This is a genomic window from Massilia putida, assembly GCF_001941825.1.
Lineage (GTDB): Bacteria > Pseudomonadota > Gammaproteobacteria > Burkholderiales > Burkholderiaceae_D > Telluria > Telluria putida.
The window spans coordinates 1,836,809-1,863,353 of record NZ_CP019038.1; the positions used below are offsets into that span (position 1 = coordinate 1,836,809).

At 63.8% G+C, this 26,545-nt stretch carries 26 protein-coding genes and 1 pseudogene; 10 read left to right on the forward strand and 17 right to left on the reverse strand.

Annotated elements, in window-relative coordinates; translation table 11 throughout:
* Positions 1 to 17: 17 nt before the first annotated feature.
* Positions 18 to 2,156, forward strand: coding sequence for a methionine--tRNA ligase (gene metG, locus BVG12_RS10410; RefSeq protein ID WP_075792321.1), 2,139 nt, complete (start codon positions 18 to 20; stop codon positions 2,154 to 2,156).
* A gap of 16 nt (positions 2,157 to 2,172) precedes the next feature.
* Here metG and BVG12_RS10415 read toward each other — a convergent pair whose 3' ends face one another.
* Entirely contained in the window at positions 2,173 to 2,424 is a 252-nt protein-coding gene (locus tag BVG12_RS10415) for a hypothetical protein (protein ID WP_075792322.1), read from the reverse strand.
* Positions 2,425 to 2,627: 203 nt separating this feature from the next.
* Here BVG12_RS10415 and BVG12_RS10420 point away from each other — a divergent pair, with 203 nt between their 5' ends.
* The 5 genes from BVG12_RS10420 (at position 2,628) to BVG12_RS10440 (ending at position 6,896) form a co-directional block, all read left to right on the forward strand.
* Entirely contained in the window at positions 2,628 to 3,944 is a 1,317-nt protein-coding gene (locus BVG12_RS10420; protein WP_075792323.1) for an enoyl ACP reductase FabMG family protein, read from the forward strand.
* 91 nt (positions 3,945 to 4,035) lie between these two features.
* Positions 4,036 to 4,233: a DUF3460 family protein gene (locus tag BVG12_RS10425; protein ID WP_075792324.1), complete on the forward strand. Its 198-nt coding sequence runs from the start codon at positions 4,036 to 4,038 to the stop codon at positions 4,231 to 4,233.
* Positions 4,234 to 4,280: 47 nt separating this feature from the next.
* The gene (locus BVG12_RS10430; protein WP_075792325.1) at positions 4,281 to 5,162 is read left to right on the forward strand and encodes a segregation and condensation protein A; all 882 of its coding nucleotides are present in this window, start codon (positions 4,281 to 4,283) and stop codon (positions 5,160 to 5,162) included.
* Positions 5,163 to 5,183: 21 nt separating this feature from the next.
* On the forward strand, positions 5,184 to 6,023 hold the full coding sequence (gene panC / locus BVG12_RS10435) for a pantoate--beta-alanine ligase (RefSeq protein WP_075792326.1): 840 nt from the start codon (positions 5,184 to 5,186) through the stop codon (positions 6,021 to 6,023).
* A gap of 117 nt (positions 6,024 to 6,140) precedes the next feature.
* Positions 6,141 to 6,896 (forward strand): PilZ domain-containing protein, encoded by a 756-nt coding sequence (locus BVG12_RS10440; protein WP_229503853.1) that lies wholly within the window; start codon positions 6,141 to 6,143, stop codon positions 6,894 to 6,896.
* A 141-nt stretch (positions 6,897 to 7,037) separates the two neighbouring features.
* Here the strand turns inward: BVG12_RS10440 and BVG12_RS10445 are convergent, their stop codons facing one another.
* The 15 genes and pseudogenes from BVG12_RS10445 to flhD form a co-directional block, all read right to left on the reverse strand.
* Entirely contained in the window at positions 7,038 to 8,246 is a 1,209-nt protein-coding gene (locus tag BVG12_RS10445; RefSeq protein WP_075792327.1) for an EAL and HDOD domain-containing protein, read from the reverse strand.
* Positions 8,247 to 8,309: 63 nt separating this feature from the next.
* Positions 8,310 to 8,945: a protein phosphatase CheZ gene (gene cheZ, locus BVG12_RS10450; RefSeq protein ID WP_075792328.1), complete on the reverse strand. Its 636-nt coding sequence runs from the start codon at positions 8,943 to 8,945 to the stop codon at positions 8,310 to 8,312.
* Positions 8,946 to 9,341 (reverse strand): chemotaxis response regulator CheY, encoded by a 396-nt coding sequence (gene cheY, locus BVG12_RS10455; protein ID WP_036230336.1) that lies wholly within the window; start codon positions 9,339 to 9,341, stop codon positions 8,946 to 8,948.
* Positions 9,342 to 9,498: 157 nt separating this feature from the next.
* On the reverse strand, positions 9,499 to 10,572 hold the full coding sequence (locus BVG12_RS10460) for a protein-glutamate methylesterase/protein-glutamine glutaminase (RefSeq protein WP_075796297.1): 1,074 nt from the start codon (positions 10,570 to 10,572) through the stop codon (positions 9,499 to 9,501).
* Positions 10,573 to 10,602: 30 nt separating this feature from the next.
* Positions 10,603 to 11,202 carry a chemoreceptor glutamine deamidase CheD gene (gene cheD / locus BVG12_RS10465; RefSeq protein WP_075792329.1) on the reverse strand — a complete coding sequence of 200 codons (600 nt, stop codon included), beginning with the start codon at positions 11,200 to 11,202 and terminating at the stop codon, positions 10,603 to 10,605.
* A gap of 15 nt (positions 11,203 to 11,217) precedes the next feature.
* Positions 11,218 to 12,102 carry a CheR family methyltransferase gene (locus BVG12_RS10470; RefSeq protein ID WP_370662834.1) on the reverse strand — a complete coding sequence of 295 codons (885 nt, stop codon included), beginning with the start codon at positions 12,100 to 12,102 and terminating at the stop codon, positions 11,218 to 11,220.
* Positions 12,103 to 12,156: 54 nt separating this feature from the next.
* Positions 12,157 to 12,653 (reverse strand): annotated as a pseudogene (locus tag BVG12_RS10475) (chemotaxis protein CheW).
* Positions 12,654 to 12,689: 36 nt separating this feature from the next.
* Positions 12,690 to 14,849, reverse strand: coding sequence for a chemotaxis protein CheA (gene cheA / locus BVG12_RS10480; protein ID WP_075792331.1), 2,160 nt, complete (start codon positions 14,847 to 14,849; stop codon positions 12,690 to 12,692).
* 46 nt (positions 14,850 to 14,895) lie between these two features.
* Positions 14,896 to 15,261 carry a response regulator gene (locus tag BVG12_RS10485; protein ID WP_036230353.1) on the reverse strand — a complete coding sequence of 122 codons (366 nt, stop codon included), beginning with the start codon at positions 15,259 to 15,261 and terminating at the stop codon, positions 14,896 to 14,898.
* A 144-nt stretch (positions 15,262 to 15,405) separates the two neighbouring features.
* Entirely contained in the window at positions 15,406 to 15,957 is a 552-nt protein-coding gene (locus tag BVG12_RS10490) for a hypothetical protein (RefSeq protein ID WP_056436267.1), read from the reverse strand.
* Positions 15,958 to 15,982: 25 nt separating this feature from the next.
* A complete protein-coding gene (gene motB, locus BVG12_RS10495) occupies positions 15,983 to 17,074 on the reverse strand; it encodes a flagellar motor protein MotB (protein WP_083684893.1) in 1,092 nt (363 codons plus the stop codon).
* Between the two features lie 36 nt (positions 17,075 to 17,110).
* On the reverse strand, positions 17,111 to 17,971 hold the full coding sequence (motA, locus tag BVG12_RS10500) for a flagellar motor stator protein MotA (RefSeq protein ID WP_075792332.1): 861 nt from the start codon (positions 17,969 to 17,971) through the stop codon (positions 17,111 to 17,113).
* A 134-nt stretch (positions 17,972 to 18,105) separates the two neighbouring features.
* Positions 18,106 to 18,879 (reverse strand): class I SAM-dependent methyltransferase, encoded by a 774-nt coding sequence (locus BVG12_RS10505; RefSeq protein ID WP_075792333.1) that lies wholly within the window; start codon positions 18,877 to 18,879, stop codon positions 18,106 to 18,108.
* A gap of 49 nt (positions 18,880 to 18,928) precedes the next feature.
* Positions 18,929 to 19,474, reverse strand: a complete 546-nt coding sequence (gene flhC / locus BVG12_RS10510) for a flagellar transcriptional regulator FlhC (protein WP_075792334.1) — start codon at positions 19,472 to 19,474, stop codon at positions 18,929 to 18,931.
* Positions 19,475 to 19,593: 119 nt separating this feature from the next.
* Positions 19,594 to 19,911 carry a flagellar transcriptional regulator FlhD gene (gene flhD, locus BVG12_RS10515; RefSeq protein WP_036230363.1) on the reverse strand — a complete coding sequence of 106 codons (318 nt, stop codon included), beginning with the start codon at positions 19,909 to 19,911 and terminating at the stop codon, positions 19,594 to 19,596.
* Positions 19,912 to 20,440: 529 nt separating this feature from the next.
* Here flhD and kynU point away from each other — a divergent pair.
* From kynU to BVG12_RS10535, 4 genes are read left to right on the forward strand one after another with little or no spacing between them, the layout of a single operon-like run.
* Positions 20,441 to 21,697, forward strand: coding sequence for a kynureninase (kynU, locus tag BVG12_RS10520; protein ID WP_075792335.1), 1,257 nt, complete (start codon positions 20,441 to 20,443; stop codon positions 21,695 to 21,697).
* Between the two features lie 9 nt (positions 21,698 to 21,706).
* A complete protein-coding gene (gene kynA, locus BVG12_RS10525) occupies positions 21,707 to 22,546 on the forward strand; it encodes a tryptophan 2,3-dioxygenase (protein WP_075792336.1) in 840 nt (279 codons plus the stop codon).
* Between the two features lie 46 nt (positions 22,547 to 22,592).
* Positions 22,593 to 23,138 (forward strand): RBBP9/YdeN family alpha/beta hydrolase, encoded by a 546-nt coding sequence (locus tag BVG12_RS10530; RefSeq protein ID WP_075792337.1) that lies wholly within the window; start codon positions 22,593 to 22,595, stop codon positions 23,136 to 23,138.
* 16 nt (positions 23,139 to 23,154) lie between these two features.
* Positions 23,155 to 24,270: an acyltransferase family protein gene (locus BVG12_RS10535; RefSeq protein ID WP_075792338.1), complete on the forward strand. Its 1,116-nt coding sequence runs from the start codon at positions 23,155 to 23,157 to the stop codon at positions 24,268 to 24,270.
* Positions 24,271 to 24,367: 97 nt separating this feature from the next.
* Here BVG12_RS10535 and htpG read toward each other — a convergent pair whose 3' ends face one another.
* Positions 24,368 to 26,290: a molecular chaperone HtpG gene (gene htpG / locus BVG12_RS10540; protein WP_075792339.1), complete on the reverse strand. Its 1,923-nt coding sequence runs from the start codon at positions 26,288 to 26,290 to the stop codon at positions 24,368 to 24,370.
* Positions 26,291 to 26,545 lie beyond the last annotated feature (255 nt).

Genomic DNA, 26,545 nt, shown 5'->3' on the forward strand with positions numbered 1-26,545 from the left:
AACCTCAACCTTCCACCATGACACGCAAGCTGTTCGTCACCACCGCCCTGCCCTACGCCAACGCTGCCTTCCACATCGGCCACATGATGGAGTACATCCAGGCCGACATCTGGGTCCGGTTCCAGCGAATGCAGCGCGACGCCGGCGAACAGCGCGTCGTGCACTTCGTCGGCGCCGACGATACGCACGGTACGCCGATCATGATCGCCGCCGAGAAGGAAGGCGTGACGCCGCAGGAATTCGTCGCGAAGATCGCGGCCGGCCGCGCGCAATACCTGGACGGCTTCCACATCGCCTTCGACAACTGGTATTCGACGGATTCGCCGGAAAACGTCGACCTGTCGCAGGGTATCTACCGCCGCCTGCGCGACAATGGCCTGATCTACACGAAGACCGTCGACCGCTTCTACGACACGGCGAAAGGCATGTTCCTGGCCGACCGCAACATCAAGGGCGAGTGCCCGGTCTGCCACGCGAAGGACCAGTACGGCGACAACTGCGAAGTGTGCGGCGCCGCCTACCAGCCGACCGAGCTGATCAATCCGTACTCCGTGTTCACCGGGTCGACGCCGATCCTGAAGCCGTCCGAGCAGTACTTCTTCAAGCTGTCCGACCCGCGCTGCTTCCAATTCCTGAAGGAGTGGCTGAACACCCCGGGCCGCCTGCAGCCGGAAATGGTCAACAAGGTGTCGGAATGGCTGGGCGAGAACGGCGAAAAGCTGGCCGACTGGGACATTTCGCGCGACGCGCCCTATTTCGGCATCCCGATCCCGGACGCGCCGGGCAAATTCTTCTACGTGTGGCTGGACGCGCCGGTCGGCTATCTCGCCAGCCTCAAGAATTACTTCGAGAAGCAGGGTATCGATTACGAAGCCTTCCTGAACGATCCGTCGGCGGAGCAAGTGCACTTCATCGGCAAGGACATCGTCTCGTTCCACCTGCTGTTCTGGCCGGCGATGCTGAATTTCTCGGGCCACCCGATCATCGACAAGCTGAAGGTCAACGTCCACGGCCACCTGACCGTGAACAACGAAAAGATGTCGAAGTCGCGCGGCACGGGCATCTCGCCGCTGCGCTATCTGCAGCTGGGCATGAATCCGGAATGGCTGCGCTACTACCTCGCGTTCAAGCTGAACGCGCGCGTCGAAGATCTCGACTTCACGGGCGACGATTTCGTCGCGCGCGTGAACAGCGACCTGATCGGCAAGTACGTGAACATCGCCAGCCGCTGCGCCGGCTTCGTCGCCAAGCGCTTCGACGGCAAGCTGGCGTCGACGCTGTCGGACGATGCGAAACAGTGGATTGCCCGCGCGCTGAACGGCGAAGTTAATGGCAACCTCGGCGAGCGCCAGGCGTCGATCGCGGCGAACTTCGAGTCGCGCGAGTTCGGCAAGGCGCTGCGCGAGATCATGGAAGTGGCCGATGTCGCCAACCGCTACGTCGACGAGAACAAGCCGTGGATCCTGGCCAAGGACGAGACGAAGACGGCCGAGCTGCACGACGTCTGCACCGCCGCGCTGATCCTGTTCCGCCAGCTGACGATCCTGCTGTCGCCCGTGCTGCCGCATGTGGCCGCGCGCGTGCGCGAATTCCTCGGGGACGAAGCCTACTCGTGGGACGACACCCAAGGCGAGCGCGTGTACGCCCCGCTGCTGGGCCGCACCATCGGCGCCTACAGCCACCTGATGCAACGCGTGGACGCGAAGATGGTCGAGGACCTGTTCGACAAGCCGGCCCCGGCCGCCGCGCCTGCCGCCGAGACCGCAGCCGCACCGGCCGCGACTGCCGAAGCCGCCGACATCGAAGAACTGGCGCCGGAGATCTCGATCGACGACTTCACCAAGATCGACCTGCGCGTGGCGAAGATCGTCAATTGTGAGCACGTCGAAGGTTCGAGCAAGCTGCTGCGCCTCACGCTGGACGTGGGCGAAGGCCGCTATCGTAATGTGTTCTCGGGTATCAAGTCGGCTTACCAGCCTGAGCAGTTGATCGGCAAGCTGACCGTCCTGGTGGCCAACCTGGCGCCGCGCAAGATGAAATTCGGCGTATCGGAAGGCATGGTGCTGTGCGCATCGAGCAAGGACGAAAAGGCGAATCCGGGCCTGTACCTGTTGGAGCCGGTGAGCGGCGCCCAGCCGGGCATGCGGATCCGCTAGGCCCGGCTCGGCGGCGTCAGTGGCTCTGTAACGGCGCCGCCAACGCGCTCTTGTTGTCCTTGTAATCCTGGCCGCCGATCTGGCTGACCATCTTTTCGGTGCGCTTCGCCGGGATGCGGCTGCCCGTGATTGCGGCCGCCGTGTCCATGGTCGACGTGGACGCGGCGCCGAGCGCGGGCGAGTCCGGCGTATCCTGGGTGCTGGCGCATCCGGCCAGGGCAAACGAAACGGCGACGAGAAGCGCGACGCAATGCGGGACAGCTTTCATGGATCACCTGTACGGAAAAGGTTGAGGAAACCGAGTCAATGCCTTGCCAGAATACCATCAATTTTACGCGCCGGTGGCAGTATATAATGCGCTGTTTTTTAATTAGATGAGGTCAGAGCCCTAAAAGAAGAACCGTGCTCTGACCCCATGAAGAATAAATTTAATAAATTTAATAAATCTACTTTTGAGTGGTAGCGAAAAATATGACCGAATACAAAGCCCTGAGGCACATCCCGCAAGCGAATCTGTACCGCCAAGGTGACGTCTTCGTCCTGTTCGGCGAACTGTTCGGCCGCGGCTATGTGAACGGCCTGATCGACGAGGCGCGCGCCGCCGGCATGACGATCCTCGGCATCACCGTCGGCCGCCGCAACGACGATGGCACCCTGCGCGCGCTGACGCCTGACGAGCATGCCGAGGCGGAAGAAAAGCTCGGTGGCCGCATCGTCAACGTACCGCTGATGGCCGGTTTCGACATGGACGCGCCCCCGGGCGAGCAGAATCCGACCGAGATGCTTTCCGGCATTACCCTCAAGAGCTGGCAAGAAGACAAACTGGACTGGACCAAGATCGAAGGTTGCCGCGCCGCCGGCGTGCAGCGCTTCACCGAGTCCGCCAAGGCCGTCATGGCCGAGATCGACAAGCTGATCCCGGACGGCGCCAATGTGTTCTTCGCACACACGATGGCCGGCGGCATCCCGAAGGTCAAGGCCTTCCTGGCCATTGCCAACCGCATCTATAAAGGCCGCGGCGAGCGCTTCATGTCGTCGCGCGCCCTGCTGGACAGCGACCTCGGCAAGCTGATCCTGATGAACTTCGACGAAGTCACGGCAAACACGCTGAAATACCTGATCGACGCGTCCGCCGCGATCCGCGCGCGCGTGGAATCGAAAGGCGGCCAGGTGCGCTACACGGCGTACGGCTACCACGGCACCGAGATCCTGATCGGCGACGAGTACGTGTGGCAGACCTACACGAACTACACGCAGGGCTATGCCAAGATGCGCCTGGAGTCGATCGCCGAGGCCGCTTGGGCCCAGGGCGTCAGCGCCACCGTGTTCAACTGCCCGGAAATCCGCACGAACTCGTCCGACATCTTCGTCGGCGTCGAACTGTCGCTGTTCCCACTGCTGCTCGCCCTGAAGAAGGAAGGCGGCGGCGCATGGGCGCAGGAACAGTGGGACATCTGCCAGGGCCTGCTGGGCGACGGCGTGTCGCTGCAATCGATCCTGGACAAGCTGGAAGCCTATCTGCAGACGGCCACCAGCGCATCGTTCCGCAATTTCGAGGCTTGGCCGATGGACAACACGCCGGAGCTGGCCGACCTGATGATCGGCACGTCCGACGAGATCACCTCGCTGCACAAGGACAAGAAGGCGCTGATCACGGACCACCTGTCGGCCCTCGTGCTGGAAGGCGCCGGCCCGCTGATGTTCCACGGCGCGGCCGAGAAGATCGCCCCGGTGCTGTGGCTCAACCACGACATCATCGCCCGTCAGCTCAATGCGCTGCACCAATAAGCGCTGACTCGCAGTATCATTCTTTGTTTTTATGACGCGGCGGCTCTCGATAAACGAAGCCGCCGTTTTGTACGACCTGCCTAGAAAAGCCATGAAACACACCCAGTACGAATCCGAGCACACCAAGTTCATCAAGCAACTGAAGGAAAAGACCCCGGGCATGGAAGAGCGCCAGCAGGCCGGCCGCTCGCTGCTGTGGGACAAGGCCCCGCTGTCGCTGGACGAGCAGCGCCGCATCGACGAATCGCGTCTCCGCCAGCAGGCGTACCCGTACCAGACCAAGGTCTGACGCGACCCGGTCCGATCTTCACCTGATTCTTTCCGAGGCCGACGACCATGGTGCCCGCGCAGGCGACGCCCGAAGGGCGCGCCGACCCCGATCCGGGCGACGGCACCACGGGCCTCCCGGCTGACGCCGCGGGTGCCGACGCCCACGCCGAGAGCGCCATCGCGCGCCTGTACGGCGAGCCGCTGCTGCACCTGCCCACCGACCTGTACATCCCGCCCGATGCGCTCGAGATTTTTCTCGACGCATTCGAAGGTCCGCTCGACCTGCTGCTGTACCTGATCCGCAAGCAGAATTTCAACATCCTCGACATCCCGATGGCCCAGGTCACGCTGCAATACCTGGAATACGTCGAGCAGATCCGCAAGAGCAATCTGGAACTGGCGGCGGAATACCTGCTGATGGCGGCGGTGCTGATCGAGATCAAGTCGCGTATGCTGCTGCCCAAGCGCGTCGACACGCTCGTCGAGGAAGCGGAAGACCCGCGCGCGGAACTGGTGCGGCGCCTGCTGGACTACGAGCAGATCAAGCTCGCGGCCCAGCAACTGGGCGCCCTGCCCCAGCTGGACCGCGACTTCGTGCGCCCGCAACTGCACATCGAGCAGGCGCTGGGTCCGATCTGGCCGCAGGTCGACCCGCACGACCTGCAGCGCGCCTGGATGGACGTGCTGCGCCGCGCGAAGCTGACCCAGCATCACCGCATCGGCCGCGAGGAATTGTCCGTGCGCGAGCACATGTCGGCGATCCTGCGTACGTTGCAGTCGGCCCGCTTCGTCGAGTTCTCGGAATTGTTCGGCGGCCAGGCCAGCGTGCCGGTCGTCGTCGTGCACTTCGTCGCCATGCTCGAACTGGCGAAAGAAACGTTAATCGAAATTACCCAGGCCGAACCTTTCGCCCCCATCTATGTGCGGCTCGCCTATTCCCCGGCGTAGCGCCACTACGAATCCGATATCATGAAAATCATTTCCACCATTGACGAACTGCGCGACCAGCTGCGCGGACAACTGCGCACCGCCTTCGTGCCGACGATGGGCAATCTGCACGAGGGCCACCTGTCGCTGATGCGCCTGGCGCGCCGCCACGGCGATCCGGTCGTCGCCTCGATCTTCGTCAACCGCCTGCAATTCGGCCCGAACGAGGACTTCGACAAATACCCGCGCACGTTCGAAGCCGACGTCGCCAAGCTGGAGAAGGAAGGCGTGTACGTGCTGTTCGCGCCGACCGAGAAAGACCTGTATCCCGAACCGCAGGAATACCGCGTCCAGCCGCCCGACGACCTGGGCAATATTCTGGAAGGCGAGTTCCGCCCCGGCTTCTTCAACGGCGTGTGCACCGTCGTGACAAAGTTGTTCTCGTGCGTGCAGCCGCGCGTGGCCGTGTTCGGCAAGAAGGATTACCAGCAGCTGATGATCGTCCGCAATATGGCACGCCAGTTCGCGCTGCCGACGGAAATCATCGGCGCCGAGACCTTCCGCGCCGAAGATGGCCTGGCCCTGTCGTCGCGCAACGGCTACCTGAGCACGGCGGAGCGCGCCGAGGCCCCGTTCCTGTACCAGACGCTGCAGTACGTGGCCGAGCAGACCCGCGCGGGCCACGCCGACCTGGTCGCGCTCGAACGCGACGCGATGGACCGCCTGGCCGGGCATGGCTGGAAGCCCGACTACGTGTCGATCCGCAAGCGCATGAACCTGCAGGCCCCGAGCCGCGAGGAATACGAAGCAGGCGCGCCGCTCGTGGTCCTGACCGCGGCCAAGTTAGGGGTGACGCGCCTGATCGATAATCTTGAGATCTGACTCTAAAAGTTCCATTGTTGCAAATATGTTGTAGGAATTAGCAACTCTTCTTGCTAGACTCGGGCTTTGGCTTTTCACCCTTTTTACCCAAGCCACGTAAAAAGAAGGAGTAGCGCTTTGACAGACCTCTCAGTGCCTCTGATGCGCAAGGGTCCGCCCAAACCGGCGGACGCCGTCGCCCGGATCAAACCCGATTCGGGCTTTCACGTAATGCGCGACGCGTTCGACATCGGCGACGCGTTGACGACGCTCGCACTCACCGGCGAGCCCGTGACCGTCTATCCGCGCGGCCAGGACATGGTCATGGCGCGCATCGACAGCGTCGATCCGGAGGGCAAGGTCTTCACGCTGGACCTCGCCGAACACGGCGTGGCGCTGCAAGACAAGACCGTGTTCGTCGCGGCGCTGGGCAGCAATGCCAAGGTCCAGTTCGAGCTCGACGCGGCCCCGGCCGCCGTGCCCGACCGGCCTGACCTCCTGCAATTCCCCCTGCCGGACGTCTGTCTCGTGCTGAACCGGCGCGCCGAGCCGCGCCTCGAATCGCCGGTGGGCATGAATTACGGCGCCCGTTTCACGATGCTGGGCAAGGTGTTCGAGATGCCGCTGTACGATTTTTCGCGCGGGGGCGTCGGCCTGCGCGCGACGCCGGAACAGGCGCTCGAACTGTATGTGGGCAAGAAACTGGATGGCGTCGTGCTGGAGATGGGATCGTCGCTCGTCATCACGGCCGACCTCGAAGTCCGCCTGCTGCGGCCGTTCCGCACCTTCCTCCTGGGCCAGCAGGTGCAGGTGGGCTGCCGCATCTCGAACATGTCGATGCAGATGCGCCAGTCGCTCGAGCGAGCCGTGGACAAGGTGCAGAAGCGGCGCTGAACGGTTACGCGGTACCGATAGCGACACCCGTCGTCCCCGCGAAAGCGGGAACCCATGCTGACCTGTCGGAGTTGAGTCGTCTGAGCAACCGTTACGACGTCGGAAACTCAGTATGGATTCCCGCCTGCGCGGGAATGACGCTTATGCCGCCACGTTTTGCGCCCACGCCAGCGCCGACAAATGCGCCTTGTTGACGTCATGCGGGCTGATGTCCAGCGACGCCGCCAGCGACGCCACGAGGTCGGAATTCAACTCGCACGCCTCCGCCAGCGCCAAGTACGGCCCGTAGGTGCCCTCGCGCCCGAGCAGCGCCTGCACGACCTGTTCCGGCAGCTGGATCGTGTCCAGCACTTCCTTCATCGGCAACCCCAGCAGGCGGTCGAGCAACGAGAACATGCCGGCCACGAACAGGTGCTCGCCTTCGCCGCGGGCCAGGTGCGTCTGGCCGAGCAGCTCGCACAGGCGCGCACGCACGACGGCCGTTTCCATCAGCACGGGCGAGTAGCCGCTCGCGCTCGCGGTGGCCAGCAACAGGACGAGCCAGCGGTACAGCGGCGCATAACCCAGCATCGCGATGGCCTGGCGCAGCGACTGGATCTCGCGGCCCGAACCGAAGCCGGCCGAGTTGATGAAGCGCAGGAGTTTATAGATCAGCGCCGGATCGCGCTTGAGCACGGCCTCGATCTTCGGCACGTCCTCGTTGTTCTGCACCATCTGCATCAGTTGCAGGATGATGGTCTGGGCCGGGTTCATGCCCTTGACCGGGTTGCCCGGGCGCGGCGTCAGGTGCAGCTTGCCGACGAAGGCGTCCAGGCCCAGCGCGGCGCAGGCATCGAAATCCGGCCACGTCGCGACGGGCCGCCCGACGAGGCGCAGCGCCGACTGCTTCGCAAGCGCGTACGCGCGCGCCTGGGCGGCCACGTCGGTACCGGTGAAGCGCACTTCGGCGTAGGACGCGAACGGCGTGAGGTTCTTGCCCAGCAGGGCTGGGTCGGCGCCGCGGATCGAGATGCCGACGCCGCCCGCGCGCAAGGCTTGCACGGCGGCGCGGGTATCGGCGTTGGCGAGGTCGCGTACGCGCAGCGACAACACGGTGCGTTCCGGCGGCAGCGCGTGCAGCGCATCCAGCGACAACATGGCCGGCACGGCGTCGAGGAACAGGATCTTGTCGCGCAGCAGCCAGCCCTGCTCCTCGTCGACCACGTGTTCGGCCACGAAGGCGACGAGGCTTTCGAGGTCGGCGTCGCCGACGGTCTGGCCGTCGCGCTGTTGCCAACCGAGTTCGTAGCCGATCACGCGCTGCTTGGGATCGAGCAGGGGTTCGCGGACGATGAAATTAGTCTGGTACATGGTTTTGTAACGATCCCAAGGTGAAACGAGACGGCGGCGGCGGTACGTACCGCCGCGGCGGGATCAGAAACCGAGACTGTCCAGCAGGTCGTCGACCTGGCCCTGGTCGGCCACGATTTCGGTGTTGCCTTCCGGATTGATCTGCGGACCGTTCAGCAGGCCATTGTCGAGCTCGCGCTTGATTTCGCTCGGGGCGAAATCGACGAGCACCTGCACCAGCTGTTTTTCCAGGTTCTGGGCGATGCCCGTGATGCGTGAAATCACCTGGCCGGTCAGGTCCTGGAAGTCCTGGGCCATCATGATGTCCATCAAATGACCTTTGGTGGCGGTGGCCGCATTGCGCGATTCGGCCAGGCTGGCCACGGTGCGCTCGGCGAGCTCGCGCCATGCACTGTCGCCATTGCCCGGTTCGGCCAGCAGGGCCTGCCAGGAACGGGTCAGTTCAGCGGCACGGTCGTCGATGCCGTCCTGCAGCGGATTGGCCGCATCGGTCGCGTCGAGCACACGCTTGGCCGATTGCTCGGACAGCCGGGCCACGTAATCGAGGCGGTCGCGGGCATCGGGGATGTCGCTGGCCGCCTTTTCGATCAGTTTGTCCAGGCCGAGCCCGCGCAGGCTTTCGTGCAGCGCGCGGGTCATATGTCCGATCCGGCTCAGGACCTCGTCGGGCGAGGTCGAGTCGGCAGTGTACTCGGTCATTTATGCGGCCTTTTCCATCTTTTCGAAAATCTTGTTCAGCTTTTCGTCCAGCGTGGCCGCGGTGAACGGCTTCACGACGTAGCCGTTGGCGCCGGCTTGCGCCGCCGCGATGATGTTTTCCTTCTTGGCTTCGGCGGTCACCATCAGCACCGGCAGCTTGGCCAGTGCGGGATCGGCACGAATATTCTGCAGCATGGTCAGGCCGTCCATGTTCGGCATGTTCCAGTCCGACACGACGAAATCGAACTGTTCGCTGCGCAGCTTGGCCAGTGCCTGGACACCGTCTTCCGCTTCGTCGACATTGCCGTAACCCAGTTCTTTCAGCAGATTTTTGACGATGCGTCGCATCGTCGAAAAATCGTCAACAACCAGGAAACGCATCTTAGGATCAGCCATGAAATACTCCGTTGTTTCTTAACTCTATGATGGGGCGCGCATACTACGCAGCCCCTAGTGTATATGTTGGTAGGTTCGGCACTGCGAATACAAGCTAAAGCATAGCATTTTTGTTGCTCTACGGCGATAAAACCGCAGTGAATGCACCGTATGCGGATCAAACGCGCAACGCACGGCCTCCGTGGGTTGCCAGATGGTCAAGCACGAGGCCCGGCAATGCCGTCAACGGGGCCACCTCGTGGGAGGCGCCGATGGCGATCGCTTCGCGCGGCATGCCGAACACGACGCACGACGCTTCATCCTGGGCGAAATTGTAGGCGCCCGCGTTCTTCATCTCCAGCATGCCTTGCGCGCCGTCCTTGCCCATGCCCGTCAGGATCACGCCGACGGCGTTCTTGCCGGCCGCCTGGGCCGCCGAGCGGAACAGGACGTCCACGGACGGACGATGACGGTTGACCGGTTCGGACTGCTCGATCTTCGTCATGTAGTTCGCGCCCGAACGCGTCAGCAACAGGTGGGAGTGGCCCGGCGCGATGTAGGCGTGCCCCGGCAGCACGCGTTCGTTGCCCGCGGACTCGACGACGCTGATCTTGCACAGGGAGTCGAGGCGGCGCGCAAACGACGTGGTGAAACCTTCCGGCATATGCTGGGCGATCAGGATGCCGGGGCAGTCGGACGGCATCTGCATGAGGAATTCGCGGATCGCTTCCGTGCCGCCCGTCGAGGCGCCGATGATGATCAGCTTTTCCGATGACGTCAGCGGGCTGCGCAGCTGCGGCAGTTGCGTGGGGGCGCCGGCCGCGGCGGTCTGCAGGGTGCGCGCCTTGACGCGGGCACGCGCCGTCGCGCGGATCTTGTCGGCGATCAGCTCCGTGTACTCGCGCATGCCGCTCTGGATCGAGATCTTGGGTTTGGTCACGAAATCGACGGCGCCCAGTTCCAGCGCGCGCATCGTGATTTCGGAGCCGCGCTCCGTCAGCGACGACACCATCAGCACCGGCATCGGGCGCAGACGCATCAGCTTTTCGAGGAAGTCGAGGCCGTCCATCTTCGGCATCTCGACGTCCAGCGTGAGCACGTCCGGGTTCGTGCGCTTGATCAGGTCGCGCGCGACGAGCGGATCGGGGGCGACGCCGACGACCTCCATGTCAGGCTGCGAGTTGACGATTTCCGTCATCACGCTGCGGATCAGGGCGGAATCGTCGACGATCACCACTTTGATCTTCGTCATCGTATTGAAGCTCATTCTTTGCCTTTCTTGTCAGAACAGGTCGACGGCGCCGGCGACCGGCGTGACCTTGAGGCGGCTGGCGTAATCGAGTTCGCGCTTCGCCAGCGTGTCGTTATGGGTCTGCATCAGCTTCTTGACGAGTACCTTGCCGGTGCGCGGGAAAAAATACACCTTGCGCGGGTAAATGTCGTTCAAATCCTCTGCCAGCACGGGAATCCGTTCCGTCTTGAGGAAGTTGATGACGAACGCGGCATTGCGTTCGCCCACGTTCATCGCGGAGAAGCCGCGCAGCACGGCGCCGCCGCCGAAGACCTTCGCTTCCAGGTTTTCGCGGCGCGCGCCGGACTTGAGCAGGTCGTTGATCAGCACCTCCATCGCATACGTTCCGTAGCGCATCGACGCCGAGACCGGGTTGCCCGGGTCGCCGCCGTCCGGCAGCATGAAATGGTTCATGCCACCCAGGCCCTTGACGCGGTCGCGGATGCACGCGGACACGCACGAGCCGAGCACCGTCACGATCAGCATGTCCTTCTCGGTGTAGTAGTACTCGCCGGGGAGGATCTTGGCCGCGTCGCAATCGAAGGTGCGGTCGTAATAGACGTTGGTGGCGAAATGGCTGTTCGTTTCCATGTTCCGATCGGGGCGTCAGCCGTGGTTCAATTCGTAGACCGTCTTGCCGCGCAGGCGCAGCGAGTCGGAGACGTACAGGAAGTTCTCGGAATGGCCGGCGAACAGCAGCGAATCGGGCTTCATCAGCGGCACGAAGCGCGACAGGATCTTGCGCTGCGTGGACTTGTCGAAGTAGATCATCACGTTGCGGCAGAAGATCGCGTCGAACGGGCCCTTGAGGTCCCAGCCGTCGGCCAGCAGGTTGAGCTGGCGGAACGTGATCAGCTGGCGCAGTTCCGGGCGCACGCGCACGAGGCCCTCCTGGGCCCCCTTCCCTTTCAGGAAAAAGCGGCGCAGGCGCGCCTGGTCCATCTTGTCGACGCGCTCGAGCGGATAGACGCCGGCGCTGGCCGTGGCCAGCACGTTCGTGTCGATGTCGGTGGCGACGATCTGCACCGGCGGCGTGAGCGTGTCGAACGCCTCGCACACGGTCATCGCGATCGAATACGGCTCTTCGCCGGTGGAGCTGGCCGAGCACCAGATCGTGAGCGGCCCGCCGTGCCGGGCGCGCGCCTTGAGCACGTGTTCGGCCAGCAGCGGGAAGTGGTGCGCCTCGCGGAAGAACGACGTGAGGTTCGTCGTCAGCGCGTTCGTGAACGATTCCCACTCGGCCGGCATGCGGCCCGCTTCCAGCGCGTCGAGGTAGGACACGAACGAGGCGATGCCGTTGGCGCGCAGGCGGCGCGCGAGCCGGCTGTAGACCATCTCCTGCTTGCTGTCGGCCAGCGAGATGCCGGCGCGCTGGTAGATCAGGCCCCGCACGCGCTCGAAATCGGCGCGGGTGAAGTCGAACTCCTTGCCGGTCTCCTGCCGGGTCGCCGGCTTCGTATTGTGCGGCACGTTGTTAGCCATGGGTTGCATTCGTTCTGCGGACCGCGAGCGGTCCGGGTGGTCCCTTGCGCCGCGCTACCGTGTTTAAGCCGCCAACCGGTCCATCAGGCCCATTTCGCTGGACGACATCAGCTTGTCGATGTCGATCAGGATGAGCATGCGTTCGTCGACGGTACCGAGGCCGGTCAGGTAGTCGGAGTTGAAGGCGGAGCCCATCTCCGGCGCCGGCTTGATCTGGTCCGGCGAGAGCGTGGTGACGTCCGACACGCTGTCGACGACCATGCCCATGATGCGGCCGCCGATGTTCAGGATGATCACGACGGTGAACTGGTCGTAGGTCGGCGTGCCCAGGTTGAACTTGATGCGCATGTCGACCACGGGGATGATGATGCCACGCAGGTTAATCACGCCCTTGATGAATTCGGGGCATTGGCGATGCGGGTCACGGTCTCGTAGCCGCGGATCTCCTGCACCTTCAGGATGTCGATGCCGTATTCCTCGGACCCGAGGGTGAAGGCCAGGTATTCGCTGCCGCTGCCGTCGTGGGCATCGTTCGGCTTGTTCGTCGGTTGAGTGGACATGTCGGTTCCTTATCGGAGCAAAAGTATGGGTTTATTTCAGTAGACGACGGATTCATCGGACAACTGGCGCGACGAGCGCAGCAGCGCGCCCACGTCCAGGATCAGCGCCACGCCGCCATCGCCGAGGATGGTGGCGCCGGAGATCCCGGCCACCTTGCGGTAGTTCGCTTCCAGGTTTTTCACGACGACCTGCTGCTGGCCGACCAGTTCGTCGACGAACAGCGCGGCCTTGCGGCCTTCCGCTTCGAGGATCACGAGGATGCCTTCGCACGGATCGGTGATGCGCGGTTCGATGTTGAACATCTGGTACAGCGGGACCAGCGGCAGATATTCGCCGCGCACCTTGACGACGCGGCCCTGGCCCGCGATCTCCTTGACGTCGGCGCGCGCCGGCTGCAGCGACTCGACGACGAAGCCGAGCGGCAGGATGTAGATCTCTTCGCCGCTGCGGATCGACATGCCGTCCAGGATCGCCAGGGTCAGCGGCAGCGAGATCAGGATCGTCGTGCCGAAGCCGCGCGCGGAACGGATGTCGATGGTGCCGCCCAGCGCCTGGATATTGCGCTTGACGACGTCCATGCCGACGCCGCGGCCCGACACGTCGGTGACGATCTCCGCCGTCGAGAAGCCCGGCGCGAAGATCAGCTGCCAGACGTCGGCGTCGCTCATGTTGTCCGACACCGGCAGGCCGTTCTGCTTGGCCTTGGCCAGGATCTTTTCGCGATTCAGGCCGCCGCCGTCGTCGGCGACTTCGATCACGATATTGCCGCCCTGGTGCGCGGCGGACAGGAACAGGCGTCCCGATTCCGATTTGCCGGCGGCCACGCGCGCGGCGGGCAGTTCGATGCCGTGGTCGATCGAATTGCGCACCAGGTGCGTGAGCGGATCGACGATGCGCTCGATCAGGCCCTTGTCCAGTTCCGTCGCGGCGCCGTTGGTGATGAAGTCGACCTTCTTGCCGAGCTTGCCGGCCAGGTCGCGCACCATGCGCGGGAAGCGCGAGAACACGAAGTCCATCGGCATCATGCGGATCGACATGACGGCTTCCTGCAGGTCGCGCGTATTGCGCGTCAGCTGCGACACGGACGCCAGCAGGCGCTGGTGCAGCATCGGATCGAGGCCGGAGCTGCGCTGCTCGATCATGGCCTGCGTGATCACGAGTTCGCCGACGAGGTTGATCAGCTGGTCGACCTTCTCGATCGACACGCGGATCGACGACGATTCCGAACCCTGCGCGTGGGCGCCTTCGGCCTTTTTGGCGGCCTTCTTTTCGGCCGCCACTTCGGTGATCTCGAGCGGTTCCGGTCGCACCGGTGCCGGCGGCGGCGGCTCGGCCACGATGCCGGCTTCGCGGCGGATCTGCTCGATCGGCTGGAAGAAGCCGTAGCCGAGTTCGTCCTCCGACGGGGCCAGGTCGCTGGCGTCGACCGGATCGGCCGGGTCGAAGAAGCCGTAGCCCTGCTCGTCCTCGATACGGGCGCGGTCGGCCGCCTCGCGGGCGCGCTGCTCGGGCGTGAGCGGGGGCGCTTCGAAGATCTTCAGGTCGCTCGGGTCGAGCACGAAGGAGCAGATGGCGATGATGTCGTCCAGGCCCTCGTGCGTCATGATGATCAGTGCCGTGCGTCCCGCCTCGAGCGGCACGACGGACACGCGACCCAGCAGGCCGAGTTCGTCGACGAGCGCGTCGACGTCGCGCTTGGCGAGGTCGGGCAGCTCGATCTTGTAGCGGTGCGCGCCTTCCGCGACCTGCTGTTTTTGCTCGGCGTGCAGGAACGAGGGCACGGTCGGCTGGTGCGTCGGCACGATCACGCCTTCGGACAGGTCGTGCAGCATCATGCGCACGTTGGCGACGGCTTCCTGGTCGACGTCCGCACCGTTACGGTGGCCGTCGAGCTGCATCTTGAGGATGTCCTTGGCGGCCAGGAAGGCGTCCACGTGCTGGGCCGTGAGGGCCATCTCGCCCTTGCGGATGCGGTCCAGCAGGGACTCGAGCACGTGCGTCACTTCGCTCATGTCGTTCAGGCCGAAGGTCGATGCCCCGCCCTTGATCGAATGGGCGGTGCGGAAGATCGCGTTCAGGTCTTCCGGGTCCGGCGAGTCGATATCGACGGCCAGCAGCAGACGCTCCTTTTCGGCGAGCAGCTCTTCCGCCTCGTCGAAAAAGACCTTGTAAAACTGGCTGATGTCGATGGTCATGTTGAATATCCGTCTGGTGCGAACGGCACGGCGGCCACGAGGCCGCTCAGCCGATGACTTTCTTGACCACCTCGATCAGGCGCTGCGGGTCGAACGGCTTGACCAGCCAGCCGTTCGCGCCGGCCGCGCGGCCCTTCGTCTTCATGTCTTCGGACGACTCGGTCGTGAGCATGAGGATCGGCGTCTTCTGGTAGCCCGGCAGGCCGCGCAGCGATTTGATCAGGGTGAGCCCGTCCATCTTGGGCATGTTCTGGTCGGTCAGGACCAGGTCGACGGTCTGCAGCTTCGCCTTTTCCAGGCCATCCTGTCCGTCGACGGCTTCCACCACCTGATAGCCGGCGGCCTTCAGGCTGAAAGCCACCATCTGGCGCAGGGAACTGGAATCGTCGACTGCGAGAATCGTTTTTGCCATCTTTATGCTCCTGTTCGAGTCAGAGCCCGGTTTTTCTTTTGGGGGCTCTGACCCAGGTTTTCACTCGCGCCAGTCGCCTGGCTGCTTTTTTTATAATCAGATGAGGTCAGAGCCCACCCGGTGAACCGGGCTCTGCCCCCATGGTTAAAACAACTCGACATCACCACTCTCGAGGTGCCGCTGTTCGACCGACTTGCGCAGCATGCTGCGCAGCTCCAGCGACTGGATCGCCAGCGCCATGCTGACCTTGCCCAGGCGTTCGACGATCTCGTCGCCGTCGCTCTCGGGCAGGATGTCGTCGCCATGCTCGGACAGCGTGGTCAGGAAATCGCGCAGGCCCGTCACTCGGCGCAGCGTGCGGTCGAGCAGCTGGCTCGTCATGTCCTGAAATTGCATACTCGTCACCGCCGCGTTCACGTGGCCGGCGATCTCGCCCGACATCCCGGTCAGGCAGGCGCTCTCTTCCGCCGTCGGCGCCTGGCCGGCCAGCAGCCGGTTGATTGCTTCCTGGCGCGAATCGACCACGTGGTGAATCGCCATGAAACTGCTCGTCAGCTTCTCGACGGCTTCCTCGAGCAACAGCGTCGTCTGCACGAGGTCGGTCTCGACTTCGGACAGGTGGCGCCGGCCATGGTCGGACACACCCGACAAGAGGCGCTTGACGTGTGACCCGAGAATCTTTTTTCTTGTCGTCATAAAATCCTCCAGAACATCCCGTCCGTTACTTTTTCCCTGCCGGCGTTGCCGCCGGTTGCGCCAGACCGCCACCCTTTGCGCCGGATGCCGCCACCCCGGCACCCTTTTCGACGGAGGCCGCCACCCCGGCACCCTTTTCGACGGAGGCCGCCACCCCGGCACCCTTTTCGACGGGTGCCGCCACCCCGGCACCCGTCGCCTCAGCGACCGCTTTCACTGCCGCGTCCGCGCTCTCGCCGGGTACGTCCAGCGGCGTGCCGTCGTGCAGCACGGCGTTCTCGGTCCGCTTGTTCATGACCAGAATGCTGATGCGGCGGTTGATCGGGTTGAACGGGTCCGCGCGGTCCAGGTGGACGGCCGAACCGAGGCCGACCACACGCAGGATTTTCGCATCGGACAGTCCGCCGTGCACCAGTTCGCGGCGCGAGGCATTGGCGCGGTCGGCGGACAATTCCCAGTTCGTATAGCCGGCGGGCGTCGAATACGGCGTGGAATCGGTATGCCCGGACAGGCCGATGCGGTTCGGCACGTCGTTCAGCACGAGGCCCAGCACGTCGAGAATGTCGCGGGTATAGGGCTGCAGCTCGGCGCTCGCGGACGCGAACATCGGACGGTTCTTTTCGTCGACGATCTGGATCCGCAGGCCTTCGCTCGTCACGTCGAGCAGCAACTGGTTCTTGTATTTGCGCAGCAGCGGATTGGCTTCGATCGTCTGCTGGATGCGTTGCTTGAGCTGTTCCAGACGCGTCGCTTCCTCTTTCTCGAGGGCTTCGCGCGCGGACTTCAGGTCCATCGATTTCTTGTTGGATTCGACATCGCCGTTCTTGACCTGGCCGCTGCGGCGCGTCAGGTCCTTGCCGCCGCCCTGCAGGATCGAATTGCTGTTGCCGGCGCCGGTGCCGCCCTGCATGGCGACCTTCAGCGGCGTCTTGAAATAATTTGCGATACCTTCCATGTCGCCCTTCGTCGTCGAGCCGAGCAGCCACATGAGCAGGAAGAACGCCATCATCGCCGTCACGAAGTCGGCGTACGCGATCTTCCAGGCGCCGCCATGGTGACCATGGCCGCCCTTCTTGATGCGCTTGACGATGATGGGCTTCTGGCCTTCGTCAGCCATGCCGCACTCCCGCGCCGATGTGAATGTTACGCACCATTACTTGCTCTTGGCCTTCTTGATGTGATCCTCGAGTTCCGCGAAGGTCGGGCGCTCGGTCGAGTACAGCACCTTGCGGCCGAATTCGACGGCCAGCGCCGGCGCATAACCGTTCAGGCTGGCGAGCAGCGTCACCTTCACGGTCTGGAACATCTTCGTCGACTCCTCCAGCTTCTGTTCGAGCAAGCTGGACAGCGGACCGACGAAGCCGTAGGCCAGCAGGATGCCGAGGAAGGTGCCGACCAGCGCGTGCGCGATCAGGATGCCCAGCTCGGCCGGCGGCAGGCCCACGGATTCCATCGTATGCACCACGCCCATCACGGCCGCCACGATACCGAACGCCGGCAGGCCGTCGCCGAGCTTGGCAATGCATTGTGCCGGGACCGCACCCTCATGATGGTGGGTCTCGATCTCGTTGTCCATCAGGTTCTCGATCTGGAACGCGTCCATGTTGCCCGAAACCATCAGGCGCAGGTAATCGGTGATGAATTCGACAATGTGATGGTCCGCCAGCACCGCCGGGTACTTCGAGAACACGGGGCTCTGCTCGGGGGCCTCGATGTCGCCTTCGATCGACATCAAGCCTTCCTTCCTCACCTTCGACAGCACGTCGAACAGCAGCGACATCAGCTCCATGTACATCTCGCGCGTGTACTTCGACCCCTTGAACAGGGTGGGCAGCGCGGCCAGTGTCGCCTTCACGGCCTTCGGATTGTTACCGACGAAGAACGCGCCGACGGCGGCACCGCCGATCATGACGAGTTCCAACGGCTGCCACAGCGCCGCCAGGTGACCGCCGTTCATCGCGAAGCCGCCGAACACGGCAGCGAGCACTACAACGTAACCAACAATGACAAACACGGGACTCCCGATGCGTGATTCCGGGACAGGCCCGGTTTGGATCCAAGTTGATGAATCCAAAGAGAAATATTTACGTAGGGAACTAGATTAGCTTGAGAATGGCCCACGGGCAAGTAAAAGTGCCCCGACGACCGTCAAAATTGCCAAAGATAGAGAATCTTCTTACTGTTAGTCGTCACAATGCGACGGTCGGGCATTCTTGCGGGGATGTCGAACTCATAACTTAACAGCATGCTACCGGGCCGCATTTCGTTCTCCGCCTTGCGCCAGAGACCGGCCATCGCGGCCGGCGACAGGTAGGCGAACACGACGTCATAGTGACCAAAATTCAACGATTCGTAGTCCCCGCGCAGGAAGCGCGCGCGGCTACCGGACAGTTTGCCGCGCAACCGGCTGACGAACCACGGCAGCGGCGCCAGCTCGATGCCGTCCACCTGCGCATCCGGCCGGCGCCGCGCCAGGTCGAGCACGAGGCCCCCCAGGCCGCTGCCGACGTCGACGATGGCGAGCGGCCGGTCGGCCGGCAACGCCTGCGCGACGGCTTCCCACGCGCCCCGCCCCGACGGGTAGTACGGCACCTGGGTGCGGAACGTGGACCAGTACACGAGCAGGAACAGCACGAACAATATTAAAAACAGGACGGGCGGCAGATCGAGGCCGCGCGCCAGCAGTACGCCGGAGGGAAATACGAGTTCGATGGCGCGCCACCAGACGGCGAGCCCGAGGCGCCAGGCCAGCAGCGCGGCCCAGGCGCCCTGGATCAGCGCAACGCCTTCCCAGCGCATGGGCAGGCCGATGCGCGCCAGCAGCCAGACGGCGATCAGGGTCAATGGGAAGGCGCCGGCCTGGGCCAGCAGCGCCCGTATAGACGGCGCCTCGAACAAGCGGCGCGGGGCAGGCTGATTCATGGCCTGCCCCGCGGGGAGAAAATACGGATCACGTAAAGAGAAAAACGGCTCAGGCGGCGGCGAGCGCGGCGTCCTTGGCTTTGCGGGTCTTGCCGGCGCGCGACGGCATATGGCACAGGCCGCACTGGTAATCATTGTTCAGGTCGAGCGCATTGACGACGTACTTGCCCTGGCATTTGCCGCACGGGGCCAGCACGAGCATATTGCCCTGGAAGAAGCGCACGAGGGTCCAGGCGCGGGTCAGCGACAGCAGCGGCTCTTCGCCAGGTGCCGGCGGCATCTGTTCCAGGTACAGCTTATAAGCCTTCATCACGGCCTGGATGCCCGTGGCGCCGGCATACTCGACCAGGAACTTATAGATATTGATATACAGCGAAGCGTGGATGTTCGGCTGCCAGGTCAGGAACCAGTCGGTCGAGAACGGGAGCATGCCTTTCGGCGGCGACACGCCCTTGAGTTCCTTGTACAGCTTGATCAAGCGCTCGCGCGACAGGGAGACTTCGCTTTCCAGCAGCTGGAGACGGGCACCGAGCTGAATCAGTTCGATGGCCAGCTGGATTTCCTGGGCTTCCGAGACGACGCTTTTCTTGGTCATGCTGTTCTCCGTGACTTCGATTCTGGAACTGGGGCTGCCGGCTGGACACCGGGGTCAGAGCCCTGAAATGGGCAATTGAACCCGGGTCAGAGCCCTAAAAGAAAAACCGGGCTCTGACCTTAGGCGATTTCTTCGGCCGGCTGGCCAGCCATCAGGATCGCAGCGTGCGACTGGGCCAGGGCGCGGTCCTTGCTGTGGCTCGTCAGCATGCCGAGGATGGCGGCGTCGTCGAAGCGGAAGCGGGCCAGCATCATGTTGCCGCCGGCGAGTTTCAGGATCTGAGCGTTGCTCATGCCTTCGATCAGGTCGGCGATGTCGGCCGAGATGCCGAGGCGGAAAATTGCGGTGACCTTGTCTGCGCGGATCATCTGCTGTGCCAGCATCAGGTAGCTCAGGTTTGCATCACGAATTTCAGCCATCATGTCGTTCGCAGTCATTTCCATCTCCGTGTGATCTATCTGTGAGGCGTTGTGTGTTGCCGTTGAGATAGATTCTGACTGTGAGGAAACTTTTGGAGAATTGGAGAGTGTCTGTATTTTTCGTCCGGCAAAGGCGAACGCGACCCGTAGGAGTTTGTCTGACAAACCCTGCCGAATCGTGGTGACTCCCCTATGAAAACGGGGTAGATGTGAGGTGTGAAACCGGGGCGGCTTTCAGCCCTTTCGGGCCGCCAACAACATACTGCTGTGTTGGTTTACGTCAACGGTTCCGGGAACTTTAGGGTTTCGCAAAAAAATTTTTTGGCCCTCAAGCATCCCATCTGACTCGTTATCGGTCGGGCTTTGCCGAACTTTAGGGTTTCGACAAAAATTTTTTTCAAGACCCGATCCCGGTCATCTGGATAGGTTATCGGACGGCTTTTGGAGAACTTTAGGGTTTCAGCGAAAAATTTTTGAAAATTTTTGGCCGCCGCAATTCGATGCAATTTTGCTACACTTTCCGTTCCTTTACCCTACCGGAATCCACATGCCAGCTCCCATCGCCACGCGCGCCGCCTGCCTCGCCCTGGACGCGGCCGACCCGCTCGCACCGCTGCGCGAACGCTTCGACCTGCCCGAGGGGGTGATCTACCTGGACGGCAATTCGCTGGGCGCCCGCCCGCGCGCCGCGCTCGAACGCGCGCGCGACGTCGTCGGCCAGGAGTGGGGGCAGGGATTGATCCGCAGCTGGAACACGGCCGGCTGGTTCGCCCTGCCCGGCCGCCTCGGCGACCGCCTCGCGCCCCTGATCGGCGCCGCGGCCGGCGAAGTGGTCGTCACGGACACGACGTCGCTGAACCTGTTCAAGGCGCTGGCCGCCGCGCTGGCGATCCAGGCCGAGCGCGACCCGGCCCGCAAAGTCATCGTGACGGAACGCAGCAACTTCCCCACCGATATCTATATGGCAGACGGCCTCGCGCGCTGGCTGGACCGCGGCTACCGCATCCACCTCGTCGACGCACCCGAGGAACTCGATGCCGCCATCGGGGCCGACTGCGCCGTGCTGATGCTCACGCACGTGAACTACCGCACCGGACGCATGCACGACATGGCGGCGCTGACCGCCCTCGCGCACGCGCGCGGCACGCTGGCCGTGTGGGACCTCGCCCATTCCGCCGGTGCCGTACCGGTGGACCTGAACGCGGCCGCAGCCGACTTCGCCGTCGGCTGCACCTATAAATACCTGAACGGCGGCCCGGGCGCGCCGGCCTTCATCTGGGTGCCGCGTCGTCACCAGGCCGCGTTCCGCCATCCGCTCACGGGCTGGTGGAGCCACGCGGCGCCGTTCGCGATGTCGCACGGGTTTTCTCCCGCCGACGGCATCGCCCGCGCCCTGTGCGGCACCCAGCCAGTCGTGTCGCTGGCGCTCGTCGAATGCGGACTGGAGATCTTCGAGGCGACGACCATGGCCGCCCTGCGCGCCAAGTCGCTTGCGCTCACGGACCTGTTCATCGAACTGGTGGAAAGCCGCTGCGCCGCGCATCCGCTGGGCCTCGTCACGCCGCGCGCGCATGCCGAACGCGGGAGCCAGGTCGGCTTCACGCATCCGCACGGCTATGCGGTCATGCAGGCGCTGATCGCGCGCGGCGTCATCGGCGACTACCGCGAACCGGAGATCATGCGCTTCGGCTTCACGCCGCTGTACACGAGCTTCGCGGACACGTGGGACGCCGTCGAGACCCTGCGCGACATCCTCGACCGCGAAGCCTACGACACCCGCGCCGAGAAGAGCGCCGTCACCTGAGGAGCGACCATGGACGACAACAAACAAGACCCGAAGTGGCACGGCGCGCAGATGGATTTCAGCCGCAGCATGAGCTACGGCGACTACCTGGGCCTGGACGCGATCCTGTCCGCGCAGCACCCGCTCTCGCCGAACCACAACGAGATGCTGTTCATCATCCAGCACCAGACGAGCGAGCTGTGGATCAAGCTGATGCTGCACGAACTGCAGGCCGTGCGCGCCCACATCCGCGCCGACGACCTGCCGCCCGCTTTTAAAATGTTGGCACGGGTGGCGCGCATCATGGACCAGCTGGTGCACGCCTGGGACGTGCTGGCCACGATGACGCCGCCCGAATACAGCGCCATCCGTCCCTATCTGGCGTCGTCGTCCGGCTTCCAGTCGTTCCAGTACCGCGAGCTGGAATTCATCCTCGGGAACAAGAACGCCGCCATGCTGGCCGTGCACAAGACGTCGCCCGAGCACCATGAGCTGCTCGAACGCGAGCTGCACGCGCCGTCGATCTACGACGAAGCCGTGCGCCTGCTGGCGCGCTCCGGCCTGGCCATCGCGCAGGGCCGCCTGGACGCCGACCCGACGCAGCCGACGGTCCACGACGATTCCGTGATGGCCGCATGGCTCGAGGTGTATCGCGATCCGGAGCATCACTGGGCCCTGTACGAACTGGCCGAGAAGCTCGTCGACCTGGAGACGGCCTTCCGCTTCTGGCGCTTCCGCCACGTGTCGACGGTGGAACGTATCATCGGCTTCAAGACGGGGACGGGCGGCACGGCCGGCGTGAGCTATCTGCGCAAGATGCTGGACGTCGTGCTGTTTCCGGAACTGTTCGCGTTGCGCACGGCGTTGTAACGGCGCGTCATCGTACAATGGCCGGCACGACCACACTGGAGCGAACATGAAGTGCGACATCCTGACCCTGGCGGGCCTGTGGAACTCGGGCCCGCAGCACTGGCAGACCCACTGTGAACAGAAACACGCGTGCTGGACGCGGGTGCCGCACCGCGACTGGAACAATCCGGTTTGTTCCGAGTGGGTGGCCGAACTGGATGCCGCCATCGCCGACTGCGAGGGCCGGCCGATCCTCGTCGCGCACAGCCTCGCGTGCATGCTGGTGGCGCAGTGGGCGCAGTCCGGCTCGACGCTGAAGGTGGCCGGCGCCTTCCTCGTCGCCCCGAGCGACGTCGAAGCGCCCTCCTACCCGATCGACGCCAACGGCTTCAAGCCGATCCCGCTCGCACCGCTGCCGTTTCCGTCGCTGGTCGTCGCCAGCAGCAACGACGAATACGTGTCGCCGGAGCGCGCACGCGCGTTCGCACGCGCGTGGGGCAGCAAGCTGGTGGAGATCGGCCCGGCGGGCCACATCAACGGCGGCAGCGGCTACGGCCCGTGGCCGGAAGGCGAAGCGATGCTCGACGAATTCTGCCGCGACCTGAACCCCTGAGCGCCCGGATGGCACCATGACGCCGCCCCGGGCCGGCTCGCTCGACGCGCGCTTTTCCCTCTATCTCGACCTCGCGCGCGGCTGCGCCGCGCTGGCCGTCGTGGTGGCGCATTTCGGCTATTTCCGCATCTTCGACGACGCCCAGATCGCCCGCATCCCCGACTTCGGACGCGAGGCCGTGATCACGTTCTTCGTGCTGTCCGGCTTCGTGATCGCCTACAGCGCCGAGCACAAGAACCTCACGGCGAAGAGCTACGTGGTGGCCCGCGCGGCGCGCCTGTTTTCCGTCGTGCTGCCGGTGCTGGCGCTGTCCTTCATCCTGGCGACGTGCGTGCGCGACATCCTGCACGTGCCGGTCGAAGACGCCTACGAGTTGCGCCGCCCCTGGCTCTACGTGCCGTTCCACCTGGCTTTCCTGGGCGACGTGTGGCACTTCGTCGAACGTCCGCCCTGGCTGATCCCGTACTGGTCGCTCGACTACGAAGCCTGGTACTACGTGCTGTTCGGCGTCTTTCACTTTCTCGGCGGCCGGCGGCGCTGGCTGGCGGCCGGCGCCGTCCTCGCCCTCGTCGGCCCGCGCCTGTGGCTCCTGCTGCCCGTGTGGCTGTCCGGCGTCGCGCTGTACCGGCTGCAGGCCCGCCTGACGTTCGGTCGCGGCATCGCACGCGCGCTCTGGCTGCTGAGCATCACCCTCATCGGCCTGTGGGGCTGGCTCGATCCCGAGCCATATTTGCGCGGCGTCGCCAACGCCTGGTGGCCGTTCCCCGGCATCCGCATGGGCAGCGCCGACCGCGTGCTGGCCGACTACGCCGTCATGGTGCTCGTGCTGCTGAACTTCGCCTGCGCGCGCCAGGCTGGGTTCGACGCCATCCTGCGTCTGGCACGCCCCATCCGCTTCCTGGCCGCGCACACGTTCACGCTGTACCTGTCGCACGGCATCGTGATCGGCCTGTGGCAATCGGTGCTGCCGATCGAACGCGGGGCGGGCTACGAGATCGTCGCGATCGGCACCGCGATCGCAGTCACGGCGCTGGCGTTGAATCCGCTCACGGAGGCATTGCAGCGCGGGTTGCGGCGCGCGTTCGATGCGGGGTTCGCCCTGGGTGCGCGTGGGCTGGGCCTGAAAGCCTGAAGGCCTGAATCGCCGGGTTCCGGTGGTCCGGTCGCCGCCTGTCGATTAGTTGCAAAATTCAAAAACAAAAAGCCGGGCAATGCCCGGCTGCTTGCGATTACTTGGCTGCGGTGGCCAGCAACATCTCGTTCAACCGCTTCACGAACGCCGCCGGATCGCTCAAGCTGCCACCCTCGGCCAGCATGGCCTGGTCGAACAGGATGTGCGCCCAGTCGCCGAAGCGCGGGCTCGCCGCGTCCTCGTACTTCAGGCGCGTGACGAGCGGATGGTTCGGGTTGATCTCCAGGATCGGCTTGGTCTCCGGCGCATTCTGGCCGGCGGCCTTCAGCATGCGCACGAGGTTCGCGGACAGCTCGTGCTCGTCCGCGACCAGGCAGGCCGGCGAATCGGTCAGGCGGAACGTCACGCGCACGTCCTTGGCCTTGTCCGCCAGAGCGCCCTTCATCTTCTCGACGAGGTCCTTGTACTGGGTCTCGGTTTCCTCGTGCTCCTTCTTCTCGGCCTCGTCCTCGAGCTTGCCCAGGTCCAGGCCGCCCTTGGCGACGGATACCAGTTCCTTGCCGTCGAAGTCGTTCAGGAACGACAGCATCCACTCGTCGACGCGGTCCGTCAGCAGCAGCACTTCGACGCCCTTCTTGCGGAAGATTTCCAGGTGCGGGCTGTTCTTCGCGGCGTTGTAATTGTCCGCCGTGACGTAATAAATCTTGTCCTGGCCTTCCTTCATGCGCCCGATGTAGTCGGCGAACGAAACGGTCTGGTCCGGCGAATCGGTGTGCGTCGAGGCAAAGCGCAGCAGCTTGGCGATGCGCTCCTTGTTGGTCGAATCCTCGCCGATGCCTTCCTTGAGGACCTGGCCGAATTCCTTCCAGAAGGTCGCGTACTTGTCGCGGCCTTCCTGCTCGTCGCTGTTGGCCATTTCCTCCAGCATGCCCAGCACGCGCTTGGTCGAGCCTTCGCGGATCACGCGCACGTCGCGCGACTCCTGCAGGATCTCGCGCGAGACGTTCAGCGGCAGGTCGTTCGAGTCGATCACGCCCTTCACGAAGCGCAGGTAGACCGGCATCAGCTGCTCGGCGTCGTCCATGATGAAGACGCGCTTCACGTACAGCTTGATGCCGCCGCGCTTGTTGCGGTCCCACAGGTCGAACGGCGCGTGGCTCGGCACGTACAGCAGCTGGGTGTATTCGCTGCGGCCCTCGACGCGGTTGTGCGTGTAGGCGAGCGGCGGCTGGAAGTCGTGCGAGACGTGCTTGTAGAATTCCTCGTACTGCTCCTTCGTGATGTCCGACTTCGAACGGGCCCACAGCGCGGACGCCTGGTTCACGGTCTCGAATTCGTCCTTGACGACGGTTTCCTTTTTCTCCGCGTCCCACTCTTCCTTCTTCATCACGATCGGCAGCGAGATGTGGTCGGAGTATTTGCGGATGATGGATTTCAGCTTCCACGACGACAGCAGCTCGTCCTCGCCTTCGCGCAGGTGCAGGATGACGTCCGTGCCGCGGTTGGTCTTCTCGATCTGTTCGACGGTGTAATCGCCCTCGCCCGTCGATTCCCAGCGGACGCCGTCATGCGCGTCGGCGCCCGCGCGCCGGGTTTCGACGGTGACGCGGTCGGCCACGATGAAGGCCGAGTAGAAGCCCACGCCGAACTGGCCGATCAGCGCGGCGTCGGCCTGCTGGTCGCCCGACAGCTTGCTGAAGAATTCCTTCGTGCCCGACTTGGCGATCGTGCCCAGGTGCGAGATCACCTCGTCGCGGCTCATGCCGATGCCGTTGTCGGAAATGGTGACGGTCTTCGCATCCTTGTCGAACAGGACCTTGATCTTGAGCTCATGGTCGTTGCCGTACAGGCTGTCGTTATTGATCGCCTCGAAGCGCAGCTTGTCGGCCGCGTCGGAGGCGTTGGAAATCAGTTCACGCAGGAAAATTTCCTTGTTGGAATACAAGGAGTGGATCATCAGTTGCAGCAGCTGTTTGACTTCTGCTTGGAACCCAAGGGTTTCTTTTTCGGCGATAGCCATCTTATGTCCTCGTTGTAGCGGGCACGTCGCCAAACCTGCTGCGAACTCGCGACGGTTTTTCGAGGTGCCCTGGGGGGTTGAACAGACCGGTCCGATATTGGGATACGAACAAGGATTTCAAGAGCTATTTTTTGCCGGACCGCATTTCTTATACATATACTAAGTTGCTCGACTTTTTGATCGAGTCGGCATAACGTGACGATCCACTGAAATTTTTTCGCGCGGGCGTGTCGAAACCGGGGAAGCCCGATCGTC